24 protein-coding genes and 2 tRNA genes are annotated in these 22,445 nt (G+C 72.7%); 11 read left to right on the top strand and 15 right to left on the bottom strand.

From position 1 onward, the window contains the following. Positions 1 to 17: 17 nt before the first annotated feature. From ACWD4U_RS28660 to ACWD4U_RS28690, 7 genes are all read right to left on the bottom strand, one after another. A complete protein-coding gene (locus ACWD4U_RS28660) occupies positions 18 to 632 on the bottom strand; it encodes a response regulator transcription factor (RefSeq protein WP_363458690.1) in 615 nt (204 codons plus the stop codon). Positions 633 to 669: 37 nt separating this feature from the next. After that, entirely contained in the window at positions 670 to 1,887 is a 1,218-nt protein-coding gene (locus ACWD4U_RS28665; protein WP_363458688.1) for a sensor histidine kinase, read from the bottom strand. Positions 1,888 to 1,970: 83 nt separating this feature from the next. Beyond that, positions 1,971 to 2,780, bottom strand: coding sequence for an ABC transporter permease (locus ACWD4U_RS28670; protein ID WP_363458686.1), 810 nt, complete (start codon positions 2,778 to 2,780; stop codon positions 1,971 to 1,973). Continuing rightward, positions 2,777 to 3,748 carry an ABC transporter ATP-binding protein gene (locus tag ACWD4U_RS28675; RefSeq protein ID WP_363458685.1) on the bottom strand — a complete coding sequence of 324 codons (972 nt, stop codon included), beginning with the start codon at positions 3,746 to 3,748 and terminating at the stop codon, positions 2,777 to 2,779. The genes ACWD4U_RS28670 and ACWD4U_RS28675 overlap by 4 nt, the downstream gene beginning before the upstream one ends. Positions 3,749 to 3,905: 157 nt before the next feature. Further along, positions 3,906 to 3,981: transfer RNA gene (locus tag ACWD4U_RS28680), tRNA-Gly, on the bottom strand. 37 nt (positions 3,982 to 4,018) lie between these two features. Then, positions 4,019 to 4,091: transfer RNA gene (locus tag ACWD4U_RS28685), tRNA-Gly, on the bottom strand. Between the two features lie 151 nt (positions 4,092 to 4,242). Next, a complete protein-coding gene (locus ACWD4U_RS28690) occupies positions 4,243 to 4,560 on the bottom strand; it encodes a histone-like nucleoid-structuring protein Lsr2 (protein WP_073807183.1) in 318 nt (105 codons plus the stop codon). 435 nt (positions 4,561 to 4,995) lie between these two features. On the opposite strand from ACWD4U_RS28690, the gene purS reads away from it, so the two are divergent. The 5 genes from purS to ACWD4U_RS28715 all read left to right on the top strand — a co-directional run bounded on the left by purS (position 4,996) and on the right by ACWD4U_RS28715 (position 9,909). After that, positions 4,996 to 5,250, top strand: coding sequence for a phosphoribosylformylglycinamidine synthase subunit PurS (gene purS / locus ACWD4U_RS28695; RefSeq protein WP_363458683.1), 255 nt, complete (start codon positions 4,996 to 4,998; stop codon positions 5,248 to 5,250). Continuing rightward, positions 5,247 to 5,924 carry a phosphoribosylformylglycinamidine synthase subunit PurQ gene (gene purQ, locus ACWD4U_RS28700; RefSeq protein WP_363458681.1) on the top strand — a complete coding sequence of 226 codons (678 nt, stop codon included), beginning with the start codon at positions 5,247 to 5,249 and terminating at the stop codon, positions 5,922 to 5,924. The genes purS and purQ overlap by 4 nt, the downstream gene beginning before the upstream one ends. Next, positions 5,924 to 8,179 carry a phosphoribosylformylglycinamidine synthase subunit PurL gene (gene purL, locus ACWD4U_RS28705; protein WP_363458679.1) on the top strand — a complete coding sequence of 752 codons (2,256 nt, stop codon included), beginning with the start codon at positions 5,924 to 5,926 and terminating at the stop codon, positions 8,177 to 8,179. Before purQ ends, purL begins: the two co-directional genes overlap by 1 nt. 105 nt (positions 8,180 to 8,284) lie before the next feature. Further along, positions 8,285 to 9,097 (top strand): maleylpyruvate isomerase family mycothiol-dependent enzyme, encoded by an 813-nt coding sequence (locus ACWD4U_RS28710; protein ID WP_363458677.1) that lies wholly within the window; start codon positions 8,285 to 8,287, stop codon positions 9,095 to 9,097. Positions 9,098 to 9,204: 107 nt separating this feature from the next. Further along, positions 9,205 to 9,909, top strand: a complete 705-nt coding sequence (locus ACWD4U_RS28715; protein ID WP_363458676.1) for a maleylpyruvate isomerase N-terminal domain-containing protein — start codon at positions 9,205 to 9,207, stop codon at positions 9,907 to 9,909. Between the two features lie 28 nt (positions 9,910 to 9,937). On the opposite strand, the gene ACWD4U_RS28720 is transcribed toward ACWD4U_RS28715, so the two are convergent. From ACWD4U_RS28720 to fbaA, 3 genes are all read right to left on the bottom strand, one after another. Next, positions 9,938 to 10,801 (bottom strand): DUF3152 domain-containing protein, encoded by an 864-nt coding sequence (locus ACWD4U_RS28720; protein ID WP_363458674.1) that lies wholly within the window; start codon positions 10,799 to 10,801, stop codon positions 9,938 to 9,940. A 234-nt stretch (positions 10,802 to 11,035) separates the two neighbouring features. Next, entirely contained in the window at positions 11,036 to 11,455 is a 420-nt protein-coding gene (locus ACWD4U_RS28725) for a DUF3151 domain-containing protein (RefSeq protein ID WP_363458672.1), read from the bottom strand. Between the two features lie 116 nt (positions 11,456 to 11,571). Beyond that, on the bottom strand, positions 11,572 to 12,594 hold the full coding sequence (fbaA, locus tag ACWD4U_RS28730; protein WP_363458670.1) for a class II fructose-bisphosphate aldolase: 1,023 nt from the start codon (positions 12,592 to 12,594) through the stop codon (positions 11,572 to 11,574). A 253-nt stretch (positions 12,595 to 12,847) separates the two neighbouring features. On the opposite strand from fbaA, the gene ACWD4U_RS28735 reads away from it, so the two are divergent. Beyond that, a complete protein-coding gene (locus ACWD4U_RS28735) occupies positions 12,848 to 13,567 on the top strand; it encodes a DedA family protein (RefSeq protein WP_363458668.1) in 720 nt (239 codons plus the stop codon). A 113-nt stretch (positions 13,568 to 13,680) separates the two neighbouring features. Here ACWD4U_RS28735 and pyrE read toward each other — a convergent pair whose 3' ends face one another. From pyrE to ACWD4U_RS28755, 4 genes are all read right to left on the bottom strand, one after another. Next, the gene (gene pyrE, locus ACWD4U_RS28740) at positions 13,681 to 14,217 is read right to left on the bottom strand and encodes an orotate phosphoribosyltransferase (RefSeq protein WP_030457553.1); all 537 of its coding nucleotides are present in this window, start codon (positions 14,215 to 14,217) and stop codon (positions 13,681 to 13,683) included. Between the two features lie 32 nt (positions 14,218 to 14,249). Then, positions 14,250 to 15,113, bottom strand: a complete 864-nt coding sequence (locus tag ACWD4U_RS28745; protein WP_363458666.1) for a CoxG family protein — start codon at positions 15,111 to 15,113, stop codon at positions 14,250 to 14,252. A gap of 140 nt (positions 15,114 to 15,253) precedes the next feature. Beyond that, positions 15,254 to 16,918 (bottom strand): spermine/spermidine synthase domain-containing protein, encoded by a 1,665-nt coding sequence (locus tag ACWD4U_RS28750; RefSeq protein WP_363458664.1) that lies wholly within the window; start codon positions 16,916 to 16,918, stop codon positions 15,254 to 15,256. Positions 16,919 to 16,996: 78 nt separating this feature from the next. Further along, on the bottom strand, positions 16,997 to 17,563 hold the full coding sequence (locus ACWD4U_RS28755) for a DUF2617 family protein (RefSeq protein WP_363458662.1): 567 nt from the start codon (positions 17,561 to 17,563) through the stop codon (positions 16,997 to 16,999). Between the two features lie 452 nt (positions 17,564 to 18,015). Here ACWD4U_RS28755 and ACWD4U_RS28760 point away from each other — a divergent pair, with 452 nt between their 5' ends. Genes ACWD4U_RS28760 through ACWD4U_RS28780 form a run of 5 tightly spaced genes read left to right on the top strand, consistent with a single transcriptional unit; the run spans position 18,016 to position 21,196 of the window. Further along, on the top strand, positions 18,016 to 18,597 hold the full coding sequence (locus ACWD4U_RS28760; RefSeq protein ID WP_363458661.1) for a WXG100 family type VII secretion target: 582 nt from the start codon (positions 18,016 to 18,018) through the stop codon (positions 18,595 to 18,597). Beyond that, the gene (locus ACWD4U_RS28765; protein ID WP_363458659.1) at positions 18,594 to 19,664 is read left to right on the top strand and encodes a hypothetical protein; all 1,071 of its coding nucleotides are present in this window, start codon (positions 18,594 to 18,596) and stop codon (positions 19,662 to 19,664) included. The genes ACWD4U_RS28760 and ACWD4U_RS28765 overlap by 4 nt, the downstream gene beginning before the upstream one ends. A 27-nt stretch (positions 19,665 to 19,691) precedes the next feature. Beyond that, positions 19,692 to 20,075 (top strand): hypothetical protein, encoded by a 384-nt coding sequence (locus ACWD4U_RS28770; protein WP_363458657.1) that lies wholly within the window; start codon positions 19,692 to 19,694, stop codon positions 20,073 to 20,075. A gap of 54 nt (positions 20,076 to 20,129) precedes the next feature. After that, the gene (locus tag ACWD4U_RS28775) at positions 20,130 to 20,837 is read left to right on the top strand and encodes a hypothetical protein (protein WP_363458655.1); all 708 of its coding nucleotides are present in this window, start codon (positions 20,130 to 20,132) and stop codon (positions 20,835 to 20,837) included. Next, entirely contained in the window at positions 20,834 to 21,196 is a 363-nt protein-coding gene (locus tag ACWD4U_RS28780; RefSeq protein WP_363458653.1) for a hypothetical protein, read from the top strand. The genes ACWD4U_RS28775 and ACWD4U_RS28780 overlap by 4 nt, the downstream gene beginning before the upstream one ends. A 7-nt stretch (positions 21,197 to 21,203) precedes the next feature. On the opposite strand, the gene ACWD4U_RS28785 is transcribed toward ACWD4U_RS28780, so the two are convergent. Beyond that, complete coding sequence (locus ACWD4U_RS28785) at positions 21,204 to 22,364, bottom strand: pyridoxal phosphate-dependent aminotransferase (RefSeq protein ID WP_363458651.1); 1,161 nt, start codon at positions 22,362 to 22,364, stop codon at positions 21,204 to 21,206. Positions 22,365 to 22,445 lie beyond the last annotated feature (81 nt).

A 22,445-nucleotide genomic window follows, 5' to 3' on the forward strand; every position in this document is an offset into this window, starting at 1 on the left:
CCGGCTGTGACGCACCGTCACAGCCAGCCGTGCTCGCGGGCGATCCGCACCGCGGCATGGCGGTTCTCCGCGCCGAGCTTGCCCGCCGCCGAGGACAGGTAGTTGCGCACCGTGCCCTGCGACAGCGACGCCCGGTCGGCGATCTCCGCGATCGAGGCGCCGTCCGCGGCCAACTCCAGCACGTCGGTCTCCCGCGGGGTCAGCGGGGAGTCGCCCGCGCTGATCGCCTCCGCCGCCAGCTCCGGGTCCACGTACCGGCCGCCGGCCCGGACGGTACGGATGATGCCGGCCAGGTCGGAGGCCGAGACGGTCTTCGGCAGGAAACCGCGCACCCCGACCTCCAGGGCCCGCTTCAGGTAACCCGGGCGCCCGTGGCCGGTCACGATCATCACCCGGCACTCCGGCAGCCGGTGGCGCAGCTCGGCGGCCACCTCCAGCCCGTCCAGGCCCGGCATCTGCAGGTCCAGGACCGCCACGTCCGGCCGGTGCGCGGCGGCCATCGCCAGCGCCTCCGGACCGGAGGCCGCCTCGGCGACCACGGTCAGGTCGTCCTCCAGCGCCAGCAGCGCGGCCAGCGCGCCGCGGATCAGGTGCTCGTCATCGGCGAGCAGCACCCGCACCAGGTCGGTCATGCCACGGACTCCCTTGCCGCGAACGGCGGTTCGACGCTCATATCGGAACTTCCGCGGTCAGTCGGAACACCCCCGGGGCGTCCTCGACCGCCAGCGTGCCGCCGTGCGCGGCCAGGCGCTCGCGCAGCCCGCGCAGCCCACTGCCCGGGCCGTCGGCCCGGCGCGGCAGCGGCGGCACCCCGTCGTTCTCCACCTCCAGGACCGCGGCGGCGCCCGAGATCCGCAGCCGGATCGCGCAGTTCGCGGCCTCCGAGTGCCGCAGCACGTTGGTCGCCGCCTCCCGCACCACCCAGCCCAGCACCGACTGCGCCGCCACCGGCAGGCCCTCCGCGCCGTCCAGCTCGGTCCGGCAGTCCACCTTCGCGGCACGCAACACCGAAGCGGCGCCCGCCAGTTCGGTGTGCAGCTCGACACTGCGGTAGCCCCGCACCACCTCGCGGACCTCGCGCTGCGACTCCTGCGCGATCCGCTGCACCTCGGTCATCTGGTCCACCGCCTCCGGGCGCTGACGGTGCGCCAGCTGCACCGCGAGTTCGCTCTTCAACGCGATGGTCGCCAGGTTCCGGCCCAGCACGTCGTGCAGATCGCGGGAGAACCGCAGCCGCTCCTCGGCCACCGCCAGCCGGGCCTGGGTCTGCCGGGCCTCGTCCAGCTCCCACACCACCTTCGCCGTCCACGCCGAACCGCGCGCCGTGCCGGCCGCCACCGCCGCGCCCAGCAGACTGCCGACCGACAGGCCCAGCACGAACCCCGGATGCGCGCCCGCCCACAGCAACGGCACCGCGGTCGCGGCCAGCGCCAGCAGCGCGGCCAGGGCGGTCTGCCGCAGCGGCAGCGCGACGGCCGCCGTGGCGATCCAGAAGGTCACCGTCACGATCGCCACCGTGGTCCCGAACGACGACTCCGCCGTCAGCTCGGGCCCCAGCAACAGCACCGCCGCCGCCACCGCGACCGAGACCGCCCCCGACCCCGCCACCCAGCCGTACGGGCGCGGGCGCCGGCCCAGGTAGGCCGGCAGGCCGATCCGGACCAGCAGCCCGTTCAGCGCCGCCGCCAGCAGCGAGCCGAACACCGCCGTCCGCAACTCCCAGCCGACCGCCTCCCGGTGGCCGATCTGCCCGGCCACCATGCCGAGCGTCACCACCGGCTGCATCGCCGCCACCGCGTACAACGACCAGCGCACGTACAGCTCGGTGCGCTGCGCCTTGCCGGTCGCCCGCCACCGGCGGACCGGCCTGGGCCTGCTCACGCGCATGGCTCGGTGCACCTCGCTCTCGGGGGTCTGCCTGCATCCTGCCAGGTCCGGATCGGGGGCCGGTCGGGCCTCCGGCGGGGCGGCTACGGGCGGGGCTCCCACCGGAACCAGCGGCGGGTGGCCCAGGTGGCGGCGGCGGTCCAGGCGAGGGCGAGCAGGAGCGGGAGGACGGCCGGGGCCCAGGTGCCGGCGAAGCCGGTGGCGGGGGCGGTGCCCTCGGTGCCGAACCAGCCGAGGCGGACGAGTTGCAGGGCGGGCGTGGTGGGGAGGAGGCGGCAGACGGTGGCGATCCGGTCGGGCAGGGACTCCAGCGGGATCAGCAGGCCGGAGCCGAGCTGGGCGACGAGCAGCAGCGGCAGGGTGGTGATGCCGGCGCTCTCCACCGTCCTGGTGACCACGCTGGAGAGCGCCGCGAGCGCGGTCAGCAGGGCCGCGGACAGGACCAGGCCGATCAGCACCAGCAGCGGGTTGGCCGGGGCGCGCAGGCCCAGCAGCACCGCGCCGCCGACGCCGAGCAGCAGGCACTGCACCAGCGCGAGGGCGATCGACGGGGCGGCGGTGCCGAGCAGGATCTCGGCGTCACGGGCCTCGCCGGTGCGCAGGCGCTTCAGGACGAGCTCGCCGCGGCGGGCGGTGTAAGCGGTCGTCACGTTGCAGTAGACGACGACCAGCAGGATCAGCCCCATCGAGCTGGTCACCAGATTGGCCTTCAGGTCCAGGCCGGGGTCGCGTTCGACCGCGCCGGCCAGTACCGAGCGGACCATCCCGATCAGCGCGACCGGCAGCACCAGCGCCATGAACAGTGCGGTGCGGTTGCGGCGCAGCAGGGCGGTCTCGGCGCGGCCGAGGGCGAGCAGGCGCCCGGCCGGGGTGGTGAGCGTGGCGGTGGTCATGCGGCACGTCCGATCTGCGGGGCGGCGGTCTCGGCGGCCGCGATGGCGAGGAAGGCCTCCTCCAGGGAGGCGCTGCGGGCGTCCAGCCGGGCCAGCGGCACCCGGTGCCGGGCGGCCCAGCCGAGCAGTTCGGTGAGGGTGCCCTGCAGGTCCTGGGTGCGCAGGGTGATCCGGCGGCCGTCGGCGGTGGTCTCGGCGCCGGGCAGCGCGGGCAGGCTGAGTCCGGCGTGCGGGCCGGAGCGCTCGGGGAGTTCGAAGCTGATCCGGGCGGGGTGTGCGGCCAGTACCTCGGTGACCGTGCCGCCTGCCACCACCCGGCCGTGGTGCATGATCGCCAGCCGGTCGGCGAGCTCCTCGGCCTCCTCCAGGTAGTGCGTGGTGAGCACCACCGTGGTGCCGCGGGCGCGCAGGTCGCGGATCAGCCGCCACACCGAGGCCCGGGCCTCCGGGTCCAGGCCGGTGCTCGGCTCGTCCAGGAACAGCACCTCGGGGCGGCCCAGCAGGGCCATCGCCAGGTCGAGCCGGCGTCGCTCGCCGCCGGAGAGCTGCTTGACCCGCACGGTGCGCCGGGGCAGCAGGCCGACCAGGTCGAGCGCCTCGTCCACCGCACGGGCGCCGGTGGTCAGGCCGGACCAGCAGCGGCCGGTCTCCGCGACGGTCAACTCGCCCGGGAAGCCGCCCTCCTGGAGCATGATCCCGATCCGCGGGCGCAGTGCGGCCCGCTCCCGGTACGGGTCGAGGCCGAGCACCCGGACCTCGCCGGCGGTCGGCCGGGCGAGCCCCTCGACCACCTCCAGGGTGGAGGTCTTGCCCGCGCCGTTGGTGCCCAGCAGCGCGAACAGCTCGCCCGGACGGACGGTCAGGTCCAGGCCGCGCACGGCCTCGAAGCCGGACGGCCCGGCGGGGCCGTAGCGGCGGTGCAGTCCGCGGGCCTCGACGGCCGGCGCGGGGCGGGTGGTGTCGGTCATGGTCCCAGCCTCCCGGCGGGGGCGGGCGGCCAGTAGTGCGCGCCGTCACCGGGTGCCGGTGGAACTCCACGGGTCGGCGGTGACATATGTCACGGGGTGCCGGTGCCGAGATCGGGAAACGCCGAAGGCCCCCCTCGATCGAGGGGGGCCTTCGCACTGGAGCGGACGACGAGATTCGAACTCGCGACCCTCACCTTGGCAAGGTGATGCTCTACCAACTGAGCCACGTCCGCATGATATTGAGTTGTACAGCTTGTCACGCTAGCTGCGAGCGGACGACGAGATTCGAACTCGCGACCCTCACCTTGGCAAGGTGATGCTCTACCAACTGAGCCACGTCCGCACGGTGCCTGGGCACCGGCCGCCCCGCTCGGATCTTCCCCGGTTGCGGCGACGAGAAATACTCTACAACATCAATCGGCCTGCTCGCCCCACCCTTCCCCGGCGGCGTGGCCGGGGAAGGGCAGCGGAGGCCAACTGGCCTCCGTGGGCGCTCAGTTGTTCTCGGAGAACGCCTCGTACACGTGCTTCGGGATCCGGCCGCGGGCCGGCAGCTCCATGCCGTTGGACTGGGCCCAGGCGCGGACCGCAGCCGGGTCCGGAGTGAGGGCGGTGCGGCGGAAGGACTTTCCGCTGCGGCTCTGCCGCCGGCCGGCGGCGACGAACGGTGCGAGGGCCTCCCGAAGCTTTTCCGCGTTGTCCGCAGACAGGTCGATCTCGTACGACTTCCCGTCCACGCCGAAGTGGACGGTTTCCGCGGCTGCGCCGCCGTCCAGGTCGTCGGAGAGCGTGACGACTACACGCTGAGCCATGGGTGTCAATCCTCTCGGGCAATTCGGCCGACGGGGGTCTCGGGTGCCCCGGTGGCCCGATGAGCCGGGGTGGCGGCATCCGTATGCGGGCAGGGGAGCCCACGCCGAGATGCGGCGCGTCCGGCTGCCGGTCGCCCTATTCTGCACCCAAAGGGGGTCGAAATCGAAGAGTCCGGGATTCCTTTTTTCCGGATATTCACGGGGTTCCCTCCGATGCCGATACCGGCCCGTTACATCCGGGATTAAACCGACGAAATCGGATGCCCGTCAAGGGGGCCGGAAGGGTGCCGGGGGGCGGCTGGGAAGGCCCGGAACCCTTGGGGCGTAAGGGGCGTGGGTCTACGCGCGTCGCCCCGGTGGGCCAGCAATCCGACCCGAAACCCCAGGTAGGCTGAAGGTCCCCCCGCCTTCACGCAATCACCACCGGGAGTGCCAGTGGCACGCGTCGTAGTCGACGTCATGCTCAAGCCGGAGATCCTCGACCCCCAGGGACAGGCGGTGCAGCGTGCACTGCCGCGTCTCGGCTTCACCGGGATCGCCGACGTCCGCCAGGGCAAGCGTTTCGAGCTGGAGCTGGAGGGCCCGGTCGACGACGCCGCGCTCGCCCGTATCCGCGAGGCCGCCGAGACCTTCCTCGCCAACACCGTGATCGAGGACTTCACCGTCCGCATCGAGGAGGACGGAAAGTGACCACCCGAGTCGGCGTCGTCACTTTCCCCGGTTCCCTCGACGACCGCGACGCCCAGCGCGCGGTCCGCCTGGCCGGCGCCGAGCCGGTCGCCCTCTGGCACCGTGACAAGGATCTCCACCAGGTCGACGCGGTCGTCCTGCCGGGCGGATTCAGTTACGGCGACTATCTGCGCTGCGGTGCCATCTCCCGCTTCTCGCCGGTGATGGACACCATCATCGAGCAGGCCAAGCTGGGAATGCCGGTCCTCGGTATCTGCAACGGCTTCCAGGTGCTGTGCGAATCGCACCTGCTGCCCGGCGCGCTCACCCGGAACGACTCGCTGCACTTCATCTGCCGCGACCAGAAGCTCCGCATCGAGAACGCGGAGACCGCCTGGACCCGGGATTACTCGGCCGGTCAGGAAATCACCGTTCCGCTGAAGAACGGCGAGGGCCGCTTCGTCGCCGACGAGCGGGTCCTGGACGCGCTGGAGGCGGAGGGCCGGATCGTGGCCCGCTACCTCGACGTGAACCCGAACGGTTCGTACCGCGACATCGCCGGCATCACCAACGCCGCGGGCAATGTCGTCGGCCTGATGCCGCACCCGGAGCACGCGGTGGAGGAGCTCACCGGTCCCACCACCGAGGGCCTGGGCTTCTTCACTTCCGTCCTGAAGCAGCTGGTGAACGCCTGATGAGCCTCGACACCGTCAAGAACGCCGAGCAGACCCCGGACGCCGCGCAGCCCTGGGCCGAACTCGGCCTCAAGGAAGACGAGTACGCCCGGATCCGGGAGATCCTCGGCCGCCGCCCGACCGGCGCCGAGCTCGCCATGTACTCGGTGATGTGGTCCGAGCACTGCTCCTACAAGAGCTCCAAGGTCCACCTGAAGCAGTTCGGCGAGAAGGCCCCGAAGAACGACGCGATGCTCGTCGGCATCGGCGAGAACGCGGGCGTGGTCGACGTCGGCCAGGGCTACGCGGTCACCTTCAAGGTCGAGTCGCACAACCACCCGTCGTACATCGAGCCCTACCAGGGCGCGGCCACCGGCATCGGCGGCATCGTCCGCGACATCCTGGCGATGGGCGCCCGCCCGGTCGCCGTGATGGACCCGCTGCGGTTCGGCGCGGCCGACCACCCGGACACCCGCCGGGTGCTGCCCGGGATCGTGGCCGGCATCGGCGGCTACGGCAACTGCCTGGGCCTGCCGAACATCGGCGGCGAGGTCGTCTTCGACTCCTGCTACCAGGGCAACCCGCTGGTCAACGCGCTCTGCGTGGGCGTGATGAAGCACGAGGACATCCACCTCGCAAAGGCGTCCGGCCCGGGCAACAAGGTCATCCTGTACGGCGCCCGCACCGGCGGCGACGGCATCGGCGGCGTCTCCGTGCTGGCCTCGGAGACCTTCGACGACACCAAGCCCACCAAGCGCCCCGCGGTCCAGGTCGGCGACCCGTTCCAGGAGAAGCTGCTCATCGAGTGCACCCTGGAGATCTTCCGCGAGGACCTGGTCGCGGGCATCCAGGACCTCGGCGGCGCAGGCCTGTCCTGCGCCACCTCGGAGCTGGCCTCGGCCGGCACCGGCGGCATGCGGATCGAGCTGGACACCGTGCCGCTGCGCGACCACACGCTCTCGCCGGAGGAGATCCTCATGAGCGAGTCGCAGGAGCGCATGTGCGCGATCGTCGAGCCCGGCAAGGTCGACCGCTTCCTGGAGATCTGCGAGAAGTGGGACGTCATCGCCACCGTCATCGGCGAGGTGACCGACGGCGAGCGGCTGGAGATCTTCTGGCACGGTGACCTGGTGGTCGACGTGCCGCCGCGCACCGTCGCCCACGAGGGCCCGACGTACCACCGCCCGTACGCCCGCCCGGACTGGCAGGACGCCCTGCAGCTGGACGCCCCGACCGCCGAGCGGCTGGCCCGCCCGGGCACCGGCGCGGAGCTGAAGGACGCGCTGCTGAAGGTCGCCGGCTCGCCGAACCAGGCGTCCAAGGCGTGGATCACCGACCAGTACGACCGGTTCGTGCTGGGCAACACGGTGCTCTCCCACCCCGAGGACTCCGGCATGATCCGGATCGACGAGGAGACCAACCTCGGCGTCTCGGTCGCCACCGACGGCAACGGCCGCTACACCAAGCTGGACCCGTACACCGGCGCCCAGCTGGCCCTCGCCGAGGCGTACCGCAACGTCGCGGCCGGCGGCGCCAAGCCGCTCGCGGTCTCCGACTGCCTCAACTTCGGCTCCCCCGAGGACCCGGACGTGATGTGGCAGTTCGCCGAGGCCACCCGCGGCCTGGCCGACGCCTGCCAGGTGCTCGGCACCCCGGTCACCGGCGGCAACGTCTCGCTGTACAACCAGACCGGCGAGGTCGCCATCCACCCGACCCCCGTGGTCGCGGTGCTCGGCGTCATCGACGACGTCACCCGCCGCACCCCGATCGCCTTCGGCGAGCAGGGCCAGCTGCTCTACCTGCTCGGCGACACCGCCGACGAGCTGGGCGGCTCCGCCTGGTCGCAGGTCGTGCACAACCACCTCGGCGGCCTGCCGCCCAAGGTGGACCTGCAGCGCGAGAAGCTGCTCGGCGACATCCTGATCGCGGCCTCCCGCGACGGCATGGTCGACGCCGCGCACGACCTCTCCGACGGCGGCCTGGCGCAGGCCCTGGTGGAGAGCTGCCTCAAGGGCGGCAACGGCGCCCGGGTGGTCGTGCCCGAGGGCCTGGACCCGTTCGTGTTCCTGTTCTCCGAGTCCGCCGGGCGCGCCGTGGTCGCCGTCCCGCGCAGCGAGGAGCTCCGGTTCAACGACATGTGCGGCGCCCGCGGCCTGCCCGCCACCCGGATCGGCGTGGTGGACGGCGACGCGCTGGAGGTGCAGGGCCAGTTCACCGTGACCCTGGCCGAGCTGCACGAGGCGCACACCGGCGTGATCGAGGCGCTGCTCGCCTGACGGTTCGTCGACGCAGGTCGACGTCCGCCTGACGGTTCGTCAACGACGGGCGGCCGGTTCGGAATTTCGGACCGGCCGCCCGTCGGCGTTTTGTACGCTGCGCTCATGCCCACTGCGAAGACCCGAACGTACGACCCGGTGAAGGTGCGCGCCGCGCTCACCGGCCAGCTCGACGCGCTGCGCGGATGCGTCCGCAAGCTCGACGACGAGCAGCTGGCGCTGCCCACCCGGCTCGGGGAGTGGCGGGTGCGCGAACTCGTCGCCCACCTCGGCATGGTGGTCAGCTGGGTCCCGCTGCACCTGGACGACCCGCTGCCCGACCAGGCCCCGATCACCCCGCTGTACTGGGCCTCCCGCACCCGCACCGCCGCCGCCGCGATCAACGACACCGCGGTGGAACTGGTCGCCGAGCAGTTCGCGGGCGACGCCGCGCAGGTGGCCGGCGAGTTCGAGCGGCAGGTGTCGGTGCTGCTCGAGGTGCTGGACGGCGAACGCGCGCAGCAGCCCGACGCGGTGCTCCCGATGCGGTTCGGGCCGATGCTGCTGGCGGACTTCCTGGTCACCCGGCTGGTGGAGACCGTGGTGCACGCCGACGACCTGGCGCACGCCCTGGGCCTGGACGCGTTCCCGCACGACCCGTTCGCGCTGGCCTCGGCCGCCCGCCTGCTCGCCGACGCCTTCGCGGTCCAGGTGCCCGGCGGCGCGGTCGAGTTGCGGATCCCGCCGTACGCGGTGGTGCAGGCCGTGGAGGGCCCGCGGCACACCCGGGGGACCCCTCCGAACGTGGTGGAGGCCGACGGGCTGACCTGGATCCGGCTGGCCACCGGCCGGCTGGCCTGGGCGGACGCGCTGGACGTCTCGCTCACCGCGAGCGGCGAGCGCAGCGACCTGAGCGGCTTCCTGCCGGTGCTGGGCTGAGGGTGCCGGGGGACTGACAGGTTCCGCGCCGGGGAGCCCGGCTGACGGCGTTCCGAGCGGTGGACGGTGGCGGCGGGCTGCCGCCGTCCGCCGTTAGCCTCGGCGCCATGGTGAACTCCGCGGTGACTCACGAGGCTCGGCCCGTCCGGTCGGCGCTCGCCGGGCAGACCGAGGCGCTCCGGCTGGCGGTGCGCGCCCTCGGCGAGCCGGAGCTGGCGCTGCCGACCCGGCTCGGCACCTGGCGGGTCCGGGAGTTGACGGCGCATCTGGACCGGCAGATCGGCTGGGCGCCGGAGCACCTGGACGACCCGCTGCCCGCCGGGGTGGGCGAACTGACGCTCACCGCCTGGGTGGGCGTGGTCGGCACCGTCGCCGACGCGCTCGACCGCGGCACCCGGGAGCACACCGCCGCGCACTACGCGGGCTCGGCCGAGCAGGCGGCCGCCCGGTTCGACGAGGTCTGCGGGGTGCTGGCCGCGTTCCTGGCGTCGCCGGCCTCCGCCGACGCCGACCGCCCGTTCCCGCTGGCCTTCGGCGTGATGCGGCTGGCGGACTTCCTGGTCACCCGCCTGGTGGAGACCGTGGTGCACGCCGACGACCTGGCGCACGCCCTGGGCCTGGACGCGTTCCCGCACGACGCCCGGGCGGTGGCGATCGTCGCCGAGCTGCTGCTCGACGCGGTCGCACCGGCCGCGGCGGGCCCGGCCCGCGAGGCGGCGCAGGCCGACCCGCTGCGCTGGATCCGGCTGGCGACCGGCCGGGAGAGCGTCACCGGTACCGGGCTGGCGGAGCACCTGCCGGTGCTCAGCTGACGAGCGGTCAGAGGTGGGCGGCCGACGGTCAGGGGACGGACGGGCCGCCGAGGTAGTGGCCGTCCGCACCGTACGGCCAGGCGTTGGCCACGCAGCCGTCCAGGCCGTAGATCTGCTGCATCATCGCCGGGGCGGGCTTTCCGGGGCCGGGGCAGCCCTCGTGGCCGTGGCCGATCCGGTGGCCGACCTCGTGGTTGACGATCAGCGCCCGGTAGTCGTCCAGGCTGCCGCTGAACTGGGGTGAACCGGTCTGCCAGCGCTTGGAGTTGACCATCACCTGCTTGCCGACGTCGCAGTTCACCTCGCCCTTGGTGTCCAGTCCGGCGGAGCCGCAGATCCGGTCCACGGTGTCGGGTGAGGCGATCCGCACGGTGAAGTCGTAGGTGCCGGAAGAGACCAGCTGGAATCCGTCGTGGCCGTCGGCGGTCCAGCCGCGCGGGTCGGCCAGCACCGCCTGCACCACGGCCGCGGCGGCCTTCGGATCGATCCCGATGCCGTTCTCCACCTCCACCTTGTAGCGCCGGACGGTGCCCTGTCCGACCGCGCTGCCGGCCGCCTCGGCGGTGTTGAAGGTGCCGTCCCCCCGGCCCTGGCCCGCGCCCGAGGACGGTGTCTGACTGCTCGGCGCCTGGCTGCTCGGCGGGGTGTTCGACGGCTGGGCGCTCGGCTCCGGCGCGGTGTCCTGCGGCGGCGGGGACTCGGTCAGCGGCGGGACGGCCCGCGCCTGCACCGTCGCCGGGCCGCCGCCCCCGTGCGCCACGCCGTTCAGGACCCCGTACCCGGCGGCGCCCAGCACCGCCAGCGCGGCGGTGCTGCCCAGCGCGACGGCCAGCCGGCGCCGGCGCGAGGCGCGGCGACGGGCGGTGCGGGCGGACCTGCGGGTTGCGGACACGTGGATTCCCCTGGGTGCGGCGACGGTACCGGCGGCCCGTACGGACCGTCGGGTCACGGTCGCACGAGTGTTCCGCCATGTTCTACATACGCGGTATGCGGCAGTTCGGTTCCCGGCGGGCTCGGCAGCGCCCGGACGGACGGAAGTCCCGGGCCCACGGCGGGCCCGGGACTTCTCCGGTGCGCTCGGCGGCGGGCCCGCCGGACCCCCGGGAGGGGGTGGCGGTACCGACCGTTACTGCTTCAGTTCGGCGTACGCCTCGGCGCTGCTGTCCTTCAGGAACTGCCAGCAGCGCTCCTCCTCCTCGGTCTCGTTGATCGCGCCGGCCGCCCGGGCCAGCGCCGCCAGGCAGCGCAGGAAGCCGCGGTTGCCCCGGTGCTCCCACGGCACCGGCCCGTGCCCGCGCCATCCGGCGCGGCGCAGCGAGTCCAGCCCGCGGTGGTAGCCGGTCCGCGCGTAGGCGTAGGACTCGACGGTGCGGCCCGCCGCGAAGGCGTCGTCCGCGAGCATCGCCCAGGCCAGGCAGAACGCCGGGTACTCCGCCGCCACCTGGGTCGGCGAGGCGGACTCCTCCGCCAGCATCCGGTACGGCTGCTCGTCCTCGGCCAGCAGCGTCGGCTCCGGCCCGTCGAGAAGGTTCTTGTGAATCTCCATGCTGGCAGTCTGCCACCCGACCCACCCCCGACCGGAAGCCCCCGGACGGCACGGTGCCCCCGTACCCGGGCGGGTACGGGGGCACCGAGGCGTGCGGACCCTGCGGTCACCAGGCCTTACTTGATGCGCTTGCCCGCCGAGCGGAGCTGCTGGGCGGCCTCCAGCACGCGGGCGGCCATGCCGGCCTCGGCCAGCTTGCCCCAGGTGCGCGGGTCGTAGGTGTTCTTCTTGCCGACCTCGCCGTCGACCTTCAGCACGCCGTCGTAGTTGCGGAACATGTGGTCCACGACCGGGCGGGTGAAGGCGTACTGGGTGTCGGTGTCCAGGTTCATCTTGACGACGCCGTTCTCCAGCGCGGTCAGGATCTCCTGCTCGGTGGAGCCGGAGCCGCCGTGGAAGACGAAGTCGAACGGGTCCTGCTTGCCGTACTGCTTGCCGATCTCGGCCTGCAGGTCGCTGAGCAGCTCCGGACGGAGCACCACGTTGCCCGGCTTGTACACGCCGTGCACGTTGCCGAACGAGGCGGCCAGCAGGTAGCGGCCCTTCTCGCCCAGGCCGAGCGCCTCGGCGGTGCGCACCGCGTCGTTCACCGTGGTGTACAGCTCGTCGTTGATCTCGTGCGAGACGCCGTCCTCCTCGCCACCGGTCGGGGTGATCTCGACCTCGAGGATGATCTTCGCGGCGGCGGCCTGGGCCAGCAGCTCCTGCGCGATGGAGAGGTTGTCGGCGAGGGTCTCGGCCGAGCCGTCCCACATGTGCGACTGGAACAGCGGGTTCTCGCCGCGGGCGACGCGCTCCGCGGAGATCGCGATCAGCGGGCGGACGTAGCCGTCCAGCTTGTCCTTCGGGCAGTGGTCGGTGTGCAGCGCGACGGTGATGTCGTACTTCGCCGCGACGATGTGCGCGAACTCGGCCAGCGCGACCGCGCCGGTCACCATGTCCTTGTTGTGCTGGCCGCCCAGGAACTCCGCACCACCGGTGGAGATCTGGATGATGCCGTCGCTCTCGGCCTCGGCGAAACCGCGAAGGGCGGCGTGCAGGGTCTGCGACGAGGTGACGTTGATGGCCGGGTAGGCGAACTTGCCAGCCTTGGCCCGGTCGAGCATCTCGTTGTAGGCCTCGGGAGTTGCGATGGGCATGCGAATCCGCTCCTGTCGGTGTGGGGCGATCGGACGACGCTGTCCGATGGCTCGATACGCCTGTGGTTCACGACATCGATGCGGCACGAGCATGAGGGTGGTAGCTCGACCGCGGGCCGGACACCTCGGTCATCCTCCCAGACTCCCCCCTCGGACACACCCAGCGGCCCGCCACTTGGGACGGCCGCTCGGGGTACCCCCCGGTACGCCGCCGGTTAAGGCTCCGCAAACGTCCGGGCGCTATCCTGCGCCCGTGGAACACATCCAGCTCGCCGTCAACGTCCTTGACGCCAAATCGCTCGTCGCCTCGGTGGGTGCCATCGGGATCCTCGCGATCATCTTCGCCGAGACCGGCCTGCTGGTCGGGTTCTTCTTCCCCGGCGACTCGATGCTCATCCTGGCCGGCGTCGCCGCCTCCAGCGCCGCCCCCGCGGTGCTCGGCGACGGTGCCCAGATGAACATCGCCCTGCTGCTGATCGCGGCCCCGCTCTGCGCGATCGCCGGCGCCCAGCTCGGCCACCTGCTCGGCCGCAAGGTCGGACCCAAGATGTTCGACAAGCCGAACTCCAAGCTCTTCCGCCCCGAGTTCGTGGAGAAGGCCGAGGAGTACTTCGAGAAGTTCGGCCCGGCCAAGGCCGTGGTGCTGGCCCGCTTCATCCCGGTGGTGCGGACCTTCCTCAACCCGGTGGCCGGCACCCTGCAGATGCCCGCCAAGACCTTCCTGCTCTGGAACGTCGTCGGCGCCGTGCTGTGGACCGAGTCGATGCTGCTGATCGGCTACTTCACCGGCGACCAGCTCGCCCCGGTGATCGACAAGTACCTGCTGCCCGCGATGGCGCTGATCATCCTGATCTCGGTCTCGCCGATCATCATCGAGGTGCTGCGGGAGCGGAAGAAGAAGAAGGCCGCCGCCCAGGGCGACGAGTCCCGGGAGAGCGAGCCGGTCGGCGGCGGACGCCACCGCAAGCACTGACGCTGCAAGCACTGACGCCCCCGTCACGGACGGACGAAAGGCCCGGATCGATCGATCCGGGCCTTTCGCGTTGTTTCACGTGAAACCGTGCCCGCCGCGGGCCCGGTCCGGGCTCACAGGCCCAGGTCGTCCAGGGTGTACGCGGTCACGTACGGCAGGCCCGCCTCGGCGATCGCCGGGGCCGCGCCGCGCTCCACGATCACCGCGACGCCGACCACCTCGGCGCCCGCCTCGCGCAGCGCCTCCACCGCGGTCAGCACCGAACCGCCGGTGGTCGAGGTGTCCTCCACCGCCAGCACCCGGCGGCCCTTCACGTCCGGGCCCTCGATCCGGCGCTGCAGGCCGTGCGCCTTGCCCGCCTTGCGAACCACGAACGCGTCCAGCTTCCGGCCGCGGGCCGCCGCGGCGTGCAGCATCGCCGCCGCCACCGGGTCGGCGCCCAGGGTCAGACCGCCCACCGCGTCGAACTCCAGGTCGGCGGCCGCGTCCAGCATCACCTTGCCGACCAGCGGCGCCGCCTCCGCGTCCAGGGTGATCCGGCGCAGGTCGACGTAGTAGTCCGCCTCCAGCCCCGAGGAGAGGGTGACCTTGCCGTGCACCACGGCCTTGTCCTTGATCTGCGCCAGCAGGGCGTCGCGGTCGTTGCTCATGGACAGCCAGTTTAGGGCCTGGGCCCGGCGCCTCAGCGTCGGCGCAGCGCCCGGACCAGCACCACCGCGCCGCCGATCAGCGCCACCCCGCCGCCGATCATCCACGGCAGCGCCGAGCGGTCCGCCGCCAGCCCGGACAGCGGCGTCGGCTCCGCGCCGCCCCAGCGGGAGGCCGCCCGGGCCCGCGCGCTGTGCGCGGGCGGCGCGGGCGCGTACCGGCCGTGCGGCGGGGCGTGGTCGACCTCCTCGGCCGAGCGGCCGACGATGCTGCGCCGCACCGGCACGTTCTCCGGGTCGAACGGGGAGTCCGGCTGCGGCACCACCGGCACCGGCTCGGGCAGCTCGTCGTCGCTGAACGCGATCAGGTCCGACAGGTCGTCGTCCAGGTCGGCGGGGGGCGTGCGGTCGTCCAGGAAGACCACGGTGGCCGAGTCCGCCGGATCGCCCTCCGGGTCGTCCTCCGGCTCGGACAGCTCGTCGACCAGGGCGGCCACCGCGCGGTCGATCAGCCGGCGGCCGGTGGACTCCAGCACCGCGGGCTCGAACCCGGCCAGGCGGCCCGCCGCGTCGAGCACGGTGTGGATCCGCACCGCGGTCTCGCCCGGGCGCTCGTCCAGGGTGACCCGCAGCTCGGCGGTGACCGGGGCGGCGCCGCGGATCTCCTCGCCGGTCAGCAGCAGCCGCAGCGCGCCGTCCTGCCAGGTCTCCACGGCGAGGTGGCCGGCGAAGGTGATGGTGGACCCGGCGATCCGGATCCTGAGCCGGCTGTCCGCGGTGGGGGCGGACGTGGGCGCGACCGCGCTCAGGCCCGGCACACACCGGGCCACCAGCTCCCGGTCCACCAGCGCCTCCCGGACGACCTCGGCGGGCACCGGGACGACAACCTCATGCTCCATGCCAGCGAGCCTACCGACCGGGCCGCGCCCTGCCGAGCCTTCCACGCGAAGGCGGATCGACGACTGCGCGAACGGGCGTACGGGGGGCGGGGGTTCGCGGCGGAAGCCGAACTGGCTTAGGTCGGCCGTAAGGCTGCGCGTCACGGGCCCAGCAGGGTGTGCGGCGGCGGCAGCGGGGTGGGGCGGCGGCCGGCCAGGCCGGCGGCGGTGGTGCGCAGGCCGGCCTCGGTGAGGGAGCGCGGGGCGGGGGCGTCCGAGGCCAGGGTGAGCGCCGGGAGAGTGCGTGCGGCGAGCAGGTAGGCGGTGGCGGCGGCGGGGCGGCCACAGCCGTCCGCAGGGGCGTCCTGGCCCTGGTACGGGACGGTGCGCAGGCCGACCGCGTCGAGGCCGGACGCGGCGGTCCACAGCGCCTGCCCGGGCGCCCCGCCGCGCACCGCGAGCCGGCCCTCGGGGGCGAGCCGGCGGGCGGCCAGGCCGTAGAACTCGCGGGTGCGGTACCTACCGCCGGAGGCCTCGCCGTCCAGGTCGGCGACGATCGCGTCGAACTCGGCGGCGGAATCGCGCAGCCAGGCCATCGGCTCGGCGGTGACCAGCCGGACCCGCGGGTCGTCGTACGGGTGTCCGGCGAGCGCGCCGAAGGCGGCGTCCCGGCGCGGCAGGGCGGCGAGCGCGGGGTCGCGCTCGACCACCAGCACGCTGCGCACCGCGGGGTGGCGCAGCACCTCGCGCAGGGCGAGGCCGTCGCCGCCGAGCACCAGGACCCGGGCGGCGGGGCCGGCGGCCAGCGCGGGGCGGACCAGCGCCTCGTGGTCGCGGTACTCGTCGGGGCCGCAGACCGCGAGGCGGCCGTCCAGGAAGAGCTCCAGCGGCGGCGGGGTGCGCTGTTCGGGGACCCGGGCGGCGGCCGGGTCGGGGCCGCCGGTGAGGACGATCTCCTGGTAGCGGCTCTGGGTGGCGAAGCGGATCGGCCCGCCGTACAGGGCGTGCCGGGCGGCGCGTTCGATGGCGCCGGTCCAGGCGGCGGCCAGGGCGAGGACGGCGAGCACCAGCCCGCAGCCGGTCCACAGGGCCAGCCGGGCGCGCGGGGTGGGTTCGGCGCGGAACAGCCAGAGCGCCACCACCGCGCCGGCCAGCGCGTTGACCGCGCCGGTGAGCAGCGCCCCGGTGGCCTGGCCGAGGGTGGGCAGCAGGACGAACGGGAAGGCGAGCCCGCCGATCAGCGCGCCCACGTAGTCGGCGGCGAACAGGTCGGCGACCGCCCGGCCGGCGTGGTCCTGGCGGATCCGCTGGATCAGGGTCATCAGCAGCGGGATCTCGGCGCCGATCAGCAGGCCGATCAGCACGGTGGCGGCGATCAGCGCGGCCAGCGTGGCGCGCGACTGGTGCAGCCAGGCCCAGCCGCAGTACAGGGCCAGCGCGGAGAGGCCGCCGGTGAGCGACAGGGCGTACTCGACCGCGGCGAAGGAGGTGGCGGGGCGGCGGGTGAGCCCCTTGGCGAGCAGCGAGCCGACGCCCATCGCGAAGACCATCACGGAGAGCACCACGGAGGTCTGGGTGACCGAGTCGCCGAGCAGGTAGCCGCCGAGGGCGACCAGCTCCAGTTCGTACACCAGGCCGCAGGCCGCGCAGACGAACGCGGCCAGCAGCACCAGGATCCGGGCCGACCGGGCCGGGAGGGCGAGCGGTATGGCGCCGCCGGCCCGGACCGCGCCGCGCGGGGCGAGGGGCCGGTGCTCGGCCGCGGGTGGGGGATCGGTGGCGTCCAGACCCGGCTGCGCGGGTGGTCCGGCCGGATGGTTGATCATGAATGAACGCTAGGCGAGAGTCCGGGTGGATAGCTGCACCCATTCGGTGGACTGGGCCGGGCGCGTGGTTGACCCGGGTCACCAGCCGCCCAGCGCCTCCGGGTTGTCCGCGGCGCCCGGCAGCGAGAGCGAGGAGCGGGTGCACACCAGCCGGCCCTCCTGCGGGTAGGCGTGCCAGGTCCGCCACAGCACCCGGCGCTCCTCGCAGTGCGCCACCAGGGCGGTGAAGGCGCTCGGGTCGCCCGGGAAGATCCCGGCCAGGCCGCGCGGGTGCCCCTCGACCAGCGAGAGCAGCTCCTGGGCGCGGGCGGCGAAGACGTGCGGCGGCAGTTCCTCGATCCGGGCGGCGAACTCGTACTCCCAGCCGGCCACCTGTTCGGCGACCCGGGCCGGCAGCGGGGTGCGGCGGCCCGGCAGGCAGGCCACCGTCTCCAGGCAGTCGCCGGGGCCCGCCGCCAGGATGACCTGGTGCGAGGCGCCGAGCAGGCGCAGCTGGAGGGTGCCGCGGGCCGCGCCGGGGAGGCCGGACCCGTCGTCCAGTCTGAGGTCACGGACGGCCAGCGCGGGCAGCGGTTCGCCGCCGAGCTGCCAGGCCAGGTCGCCGGCGCGGGTGTCCGTGTAGGAGGTCTGCAGGGTGGTGAGCATGCTCGGCTCCGCATTTCAGCTCCGTGCGCGCCCCCTGATCCCGGGTCCGCCCCGGCTACGCGAGGCTGTTCGAGACTGTCCGGTCTGGGGCGCGGCCGACCGTGGAAGGAAGGATTCCGGCTGGAGATTCAGCAGCAGAGAAGCACGAATTCTCCGGGTCCGTCAGGGATTTACCCATGTTTGGCACTCATTCACCGTTCTGGGCGCTGTGTCCGACTGGGTGTGATCGGTCCCGGGATGCACTCTGTCCACGGGGCGCTGGTTCCACCGGATCAAGCGCCGTGCGCGCGGGTCGCGCGCCGTGTGCGCCCCCTTGACGGAGGTGCAGCTTTCAACCTTTCAACCGCCCTTTCCACCTGGGGAATCCCCGCTCGGGAACCGAACGGCGACGCGACGCGTCTATATCGGTCGGCATCACGGGGGTGCCGCCTTGCAGGGGGAGTCACGGGGCCTTGTCGATCGAGCTGCCGTCCGAACTGGTCTGGATCATGGACCTGATGGGTCTCAACTGGCCCGACGTGGACGAGGACGAACTCCGCGAGTGGGCTCAGCACGTCCGGGAGTTCGGCCGCGGGATGCAGGAGTCCCACGACGACACCGACGTCCTGCTGCAGAACCTCGGCGGCGCCTTCGAGGGCGCCTCCTACGAGGCCATGCTGTCGCGCTGGGGCCAGGCCTCCGGCTCGCACATGACGGTGCTGATCCAGGGCTGCGAGGTGCTGGGCACCGCGCTGGAGGTGGCCGCCGACGGCGTGATCGTCGCCAAGGGCGCGGTGATCGCCCAACTCGTCGCGATGGCCGCCGAGATGGCCGCCGCCGTGGCCACCATGGGCATCGCCGCGGCGGCCGAGGCGGCGATCGTCGAGGCGGGCAAGCGGATCGTCAACGCGATCATCCAGGAGATCGAGGACATGATCATCGGTCAGTTGGTCTCGATGGCGGTCGAGCCGTTCCAGGCCGCCATCGAGCAGGCGGTGTCCGGGCTGGTGTTCCAGGGCGTCGAGGCGGCGCTCGGTGCGGGAGGCAGCCGATGAGCGGCGGATTCCGGGTCGACCCCGAGGCGCTCGGGCGGGCCGCCCGGCAGGCGCACTCGCACGCCGACCAGGTCGAGAAGCACTCGCGCGACCTCGACGCCCGCACCCGGGGCAAGCTGCTGGGGAAGGGCAAGCTCGGGCAGATCGTGCAGAACGCCGTCCGCCCGGTCGTCGACTCGATGATCGGCGACATGGCCAAGGCGATGGCCGGTGGGCACCGCTCGATCGGACGCGGCCTGGAACTCACGGCGAAGAACCTCGACGACGCCGAGCGGGCGATCCACAAGAGCCTGCGCGCGGACGGCCGCTCGCTCGGCTCCGAGGGCATCAAGCTCGGCCCGGGCCAGTCGGTGCCCGGCCGCAAGGCGCTGCGCGCGCAGTACCACCGGCAGGTGGACGAGCGGGTGGCCCAGTTGGAGTTGCAGGGCCACGGCGTCGGACGGCACCTGAAGGTGACGGACCAACAGCTGAAAGACCGTCTGGGCAAGCCGATCCAGGAGCGGGTGAACGTCCCGCAGCCGCCGATCATCAACTCGCACGGCTACCCGGTCGCCCAACCCCCGCAGCAGGTCACCCGGTGGGCCCGCGACGAGTACGGCTTCTCCCGGTCGAACGAGAAGATCGACCCGCTGCACGGACCCGACGCCAAGCAGAACCTGACGCCGCCGCAGCTGTACCACGACAAGGAGAAGAAGGACCAGCACGGCAATCCGGTCAACCACAGCTGCGACCGCTTTTCCACCGCTTTCAAGGACAACGAGTCCTTCATGTACGCGGAGCGATATGCGCGAGCACGGATTCCGACCGGTCCGCCGTACGAGGTGAAGTTCTCGCCGAGTGACGCCTGGGGGCCGGGCGGCCATGATGCCAAGTTCCGCGGGTACTATATTGACCCGGACAATCCGGTGACAGCCGGCGGGAAGGTCAATTACCGGGACGTCAACTTCAAGGACGCCGAGATCGTGGCCGTCTACAAACCCGATGGCAAGGGCGGATTCAACCTCCACACGATGTTTCCGCAGCCCGCTCTCAAGCACAACGTCAGCCGCCACCACCTGCCGCATTGACGGTGAACATCGAAGGAGGGCCGCACGGTGCCGGTTCCACCGCTGCGCTGGAGCTTCCGGGAGGTCCCGGGCTGGTCGGACGACGAGCGGCTCCGCCGGTTCTACGGGTCCTGCTTCCGGATCGACACGGTGGACGAGATCGGCGAATTCAAGCCGTTCGCCACCGACGGCAGCGAATTCGCCGGCCGTCTCCGCGAAAGCCTGGAATACCTGCTGGAGCAGCGGCCCGCTTCCACCAGGGACTGGCTGGGGCTCACCGGATTCCAGTTCTTCACCGAGAACGAGCTCTACGGATTCCTGCAGGACGTGTACGACTACTTCTACGGGGTCCGGTCCGACCCGCCGGTCGCCCCCGACCCGGACCGTCCGCCGCCCTCGGACGACGACCGGTTCTGGACGGAATGGCGTTGACCGGGCCCGCCGTCCGGCGCTGGACCCCGACTGCTGAGGAATGGAGCACCTGGTATGCCACTGCGCGATGAACTCCCGCCCCGCACCGGCCCGTGGGCCAGCCGCTTCGACACCGAGGAGGCGTTCGTGCAGGCGGAGGACGCCCTGCGGGCCGCCGCGCTGGAGCACCGCGACCTGGCGCCGATCCTGTCCTTCGAATCGGTCTACGGCCCTGCCGGTGAGCGAGCCGGCAAGGCCACCGCGATCGCCATCGACTCGCGTCAGCCCTACCTGCCGAACGGCGAGCTCAACTACGTCTACGCCGACTTCCAGCTCTCCGGACTGCTGTACGGCGTCTACCGTCCCGCCGACGGCACGGGCCCGGCCGGGCCGCAGGACGCCGACGACCTGTGGAACACCACGCTTTACCCCTACCCCGGCGGCCCGGTCGACCCGACCACCGTGCCGCTCGCCGACCTGGGACTCGACGTGCCCGGTGTCGACCGGCGGTTCGTGCACTTCTGCGCCGGCCTGCTCGGCGTCGAGGCGGTCGACGACCTCGGCATGCTCAAGCAGACCTTCGACACCGCGTGGCCGGACTACCGCGAGACCGTCCGGGCCGGACTGCTCCACCTGGTGCAGAACCGTCCGCTCACCCCGCAGCACTGGTACGGCCTGACCTACGTGGGTTTCCCGGACCAGCAGGAGCTGACGGTCTATCTGGCCCAGGTCTACGCGTACCTCTTCGACGGCTTCGACGCGATGCCGCTGGCCCCGCAGTGAGCTTCCTCCGATCGAGCATCCCGCACTTCGCCGCGGACGAGTCGATCGGGACCCTCTTCCGGATCTCGCTGGGCGTCGAGTTCATCGACGACGTCGACCGGGTCCGCCCGAACGCGCTGCAGCGGTCGTCGGCGTTCTCCCGGCATCTGCGGGAAGCACTCGAGTACCTGCTGCGGGAACGGCCCTGCGACGTGGCGGAGTGGGCCTCACTGACCGGTGTCGCCTTCACCGACGGCGCGCATCTGTACGGCTACCTGCGGGACCTGTTCGACTACTTCTACGGGGACCGGTCGGACCCGCCCGTACCGCCCGACCCGGAGGCCCCGATGCCGGCCTGGGTCGCCGAGCACTGGCCCTGACCCGCCGTCAGAGGCTGCTCAGGCGGGTGACGGCCTCGGCGAGGACCGTCTCGGTCTTGCAGAAGGCGAAGCGCACCAGGCTTCGGCCGGCCTCGGGGTCGTCGTAGAAGACGGAGTTGGGGATGGCGACCACGCCGCAGCGTTCGGGGAGGGCGCGGCAGAACTCGAGGCCGTCCTTCTCGCCGAGGGGCGTGATGTCGGTGGTGATGAAGTACGTGCCCTGCGGCTCGAAGACCCGGAACCCGGCCGAGGCGAGGCCCGCGGTGAGCAGGTCGCGCTTGCGGCGCAGGTCCGCGCGGAAGTCGGCGTAGTACGTGTCGGGCAGGCGCAGGGCCTCGGCGACGGCGTACTGGAACGGGCCGGCGCTGACGTAGGTGAGGTACTGCTTGGCGGTGCGGACGGCGGCGACCAGCGCGGGGGAGGCGGTGACCCAGCCGACCTTCCATCCGGTGAAGGAGAAGGTCTTGCCCGCCGAGGAGATGGCGACCGTGCGCTCGCGCATGCCCGGGAGGGCGGCCAGCGGGTGGTGGGCGCCGGCGAAGACCAGGTGCTCGTAGACCTCGTCGGTGATCACCAACAGGTCGTGCTCGACGGCGAGTTCGGCGATCGTGGCGAGTTCCTCGGCGGTCAGCACGGTGCCGGTCGGGTTGTGCGGGGTGTTGACCAGCAGCAGCCGGGTGCGCGGGGTGATCAGGGCGCGCAGCTCGTCCAGGTCGGGGCGGAAGTCGGGTTGACGCAGCGTCAGCGGGACGCGGACCGCGCCGGCCATCGCGATGCAGGCGGCGTACGAGTCGTAGAACGGCTCGAAGGCGATCACCTCGTCGCCGGGCTCCAGCAGCGCCAGCAGCGCGGCGGCGATCGCCTCGGTGGCGCCCGCGGTGACCAACACCTCGGTGTCAGGGTCGTACTCCAGGCCGTAGAAGCGCTGCTGGTGCTCGGCGATCGCGGCCCGCAGCTCGGGGATGCCCGGCCCCGGCGGGTACTGGTTGCCGTGGCCCTCCCGCAGCGCCCGGACGGCGGCCTCCCGGACCTCCTCGGGCCCGTCGGTGTCCGGGAACCCCTGCCCTAGGTTGATCGAGCCGGTGGCGGTGGCCAGCGCCGACATCTCGGCGAAGATCGTCGTCCCGAGGCCCTCGAGTCGGCGGTTCAGCAGCGGCCTGGCGGTCATCGTCGGCTCCCCTGTGGCTGGTGGTCGGGGATCATCATCCGCTGCGGGCGGGGCGGGGGACAAGGACCGCAGGGGAACGCC

The sequence above is a fragment of the Kitasatospora sp. NPDC002522 genome (assembly GCF_053595195.1).

What these genes read in the sequence shown, in the direction of transcription:
- ACWD4U_RS28745 (WP_363458666.1), bottom strand. Translation starts at nt 15,113, where the DNA reads ATGGAGCATGAGGTTGTCGTCCCGGTGCCCGCCGAGGTCGTCCGGGAG.
- ACWD4U_RS28785 (WP_363458651.1), bottom strand. Translation starts at nt 22,364, where the DNA reads ATGACCGCCAGGCCGCTGCTGAACCGCCGACTCGAGGGCCTCGGGACG.
- ACWD4U_RS28660 (WP_363458690.1), bottom strand. Translation starts at nt 632, where the DNA reads ATGACCGACCTGGTGCGGGTGCTGCTCGCCGATGACGAGCACCTGATC.
- ACWD4U_RS28765 (WP_363458659.1), top strand. Translation starts at nt 18,594, where the DNA reads ATGAGCGGCGGATTCCGGGTCGACCCCGAGGCGCTCGGGCGGGCCGCC.
- fbaA (WP_363458670.1), bottom strand. Translation starts at nt 12,594, where the DNA reads ATGCCCATCGCAACTCCCGAGGCCTACAACGAGATGCTCGACCGGGCC.
- ACWD4U_RS28670 (WP_363458686.1), bottom strand. Translation starts at nt 2,780, where the DNA reads ATGACCACCGCCACGCTCACCACCCCGGCCGGGCGCCTGCTCGCCCTC.
- pyrE (WP_030457553.1), bottom strand. Translation starts at nt 14,217, where the DNA reads ATGAGCAACGACCGCGACGCCCTGCTGGCGCAGATCAAGGACAAGGCC.
- ACWD4U_RS28690 (WP_073807183.1), bottom strand. Translation starts at nt 4,560, where the DNA reads ATGGCTCAGCGTGTAGTCGTCACGCTCTCCGACGACCTGGACGGCGGC.
- ACWD4U_RS28755 (WP_363458662.1), bottom strand. Translation starts at nt 17,563, where the DNA reads ATGCTCACCACCCTGCAGACCTCCTACACGGACACCCGCGCCGGCGAC.
- ACWD4U_RS28750 (WP_363458664.1), bottom strand. Translation starts at nt 16,918, where the DNA reads ATGATCAACCATCCGGCCGGACCACCCGCGCAGCCGGGTCTGGACGCC.
- ACWD4U_RS28665 (WP_363458688.1), bottom strand. Translation starts at nt 1,887, where the DNA reads ATGCGCGTGAGCAGGCCCAGGCCGGTCCGCCGGTGGCGGGCGACCGGC.
- ACWD4U_RS28715 (WP_363458676.1), top strand. Translation starts at nt 9,205, where the DNA reads ATGGTGAACTCCGCGGTGACTCACGAGGCTCGGCCCGTCCGGTCGGCG.
- ACWD4U_RS28775 (WP_363458655.1), top strand. Translation starts at nt 20,130, where the DNA reads ATGCCACTGCGCGATGAACTCCCGCCCCGCACCGGCCCGTGGGCCAGC.
- ACWD4U_RS28710 (WP_363458677.1), top strand. Translation starts at nt 8,285, where the DNA reads ATGCCCACTGCGAAGACCCGAACGTACGACCCGGTGAAGGTGCGCGCC.
- purL (WP_363458679.1), top strand. Translation starts at nt 5,924, where the DNA reads ATGAGCCTCGACACCGTCAAGAACGCCGAGCAGACCCCGGACGCCGCG.
- ACWD4U_RS28675 (WP_363458685.1), bottom strand. Translation starts at nt 3,748, where the DNA reads ATGACCGACACCACCCGCCCCGCGCCGGCCGTCGAGGCCCGCGGACTG.
- ACWD4U_RS28725 (WP_363458672.1), bottom strand. Translation starts at nt 11,455, where the DNA reads ATGGAGATTCACAAGAACCTTCTCGACGGGCCGGAGCCGACGCTGCTG.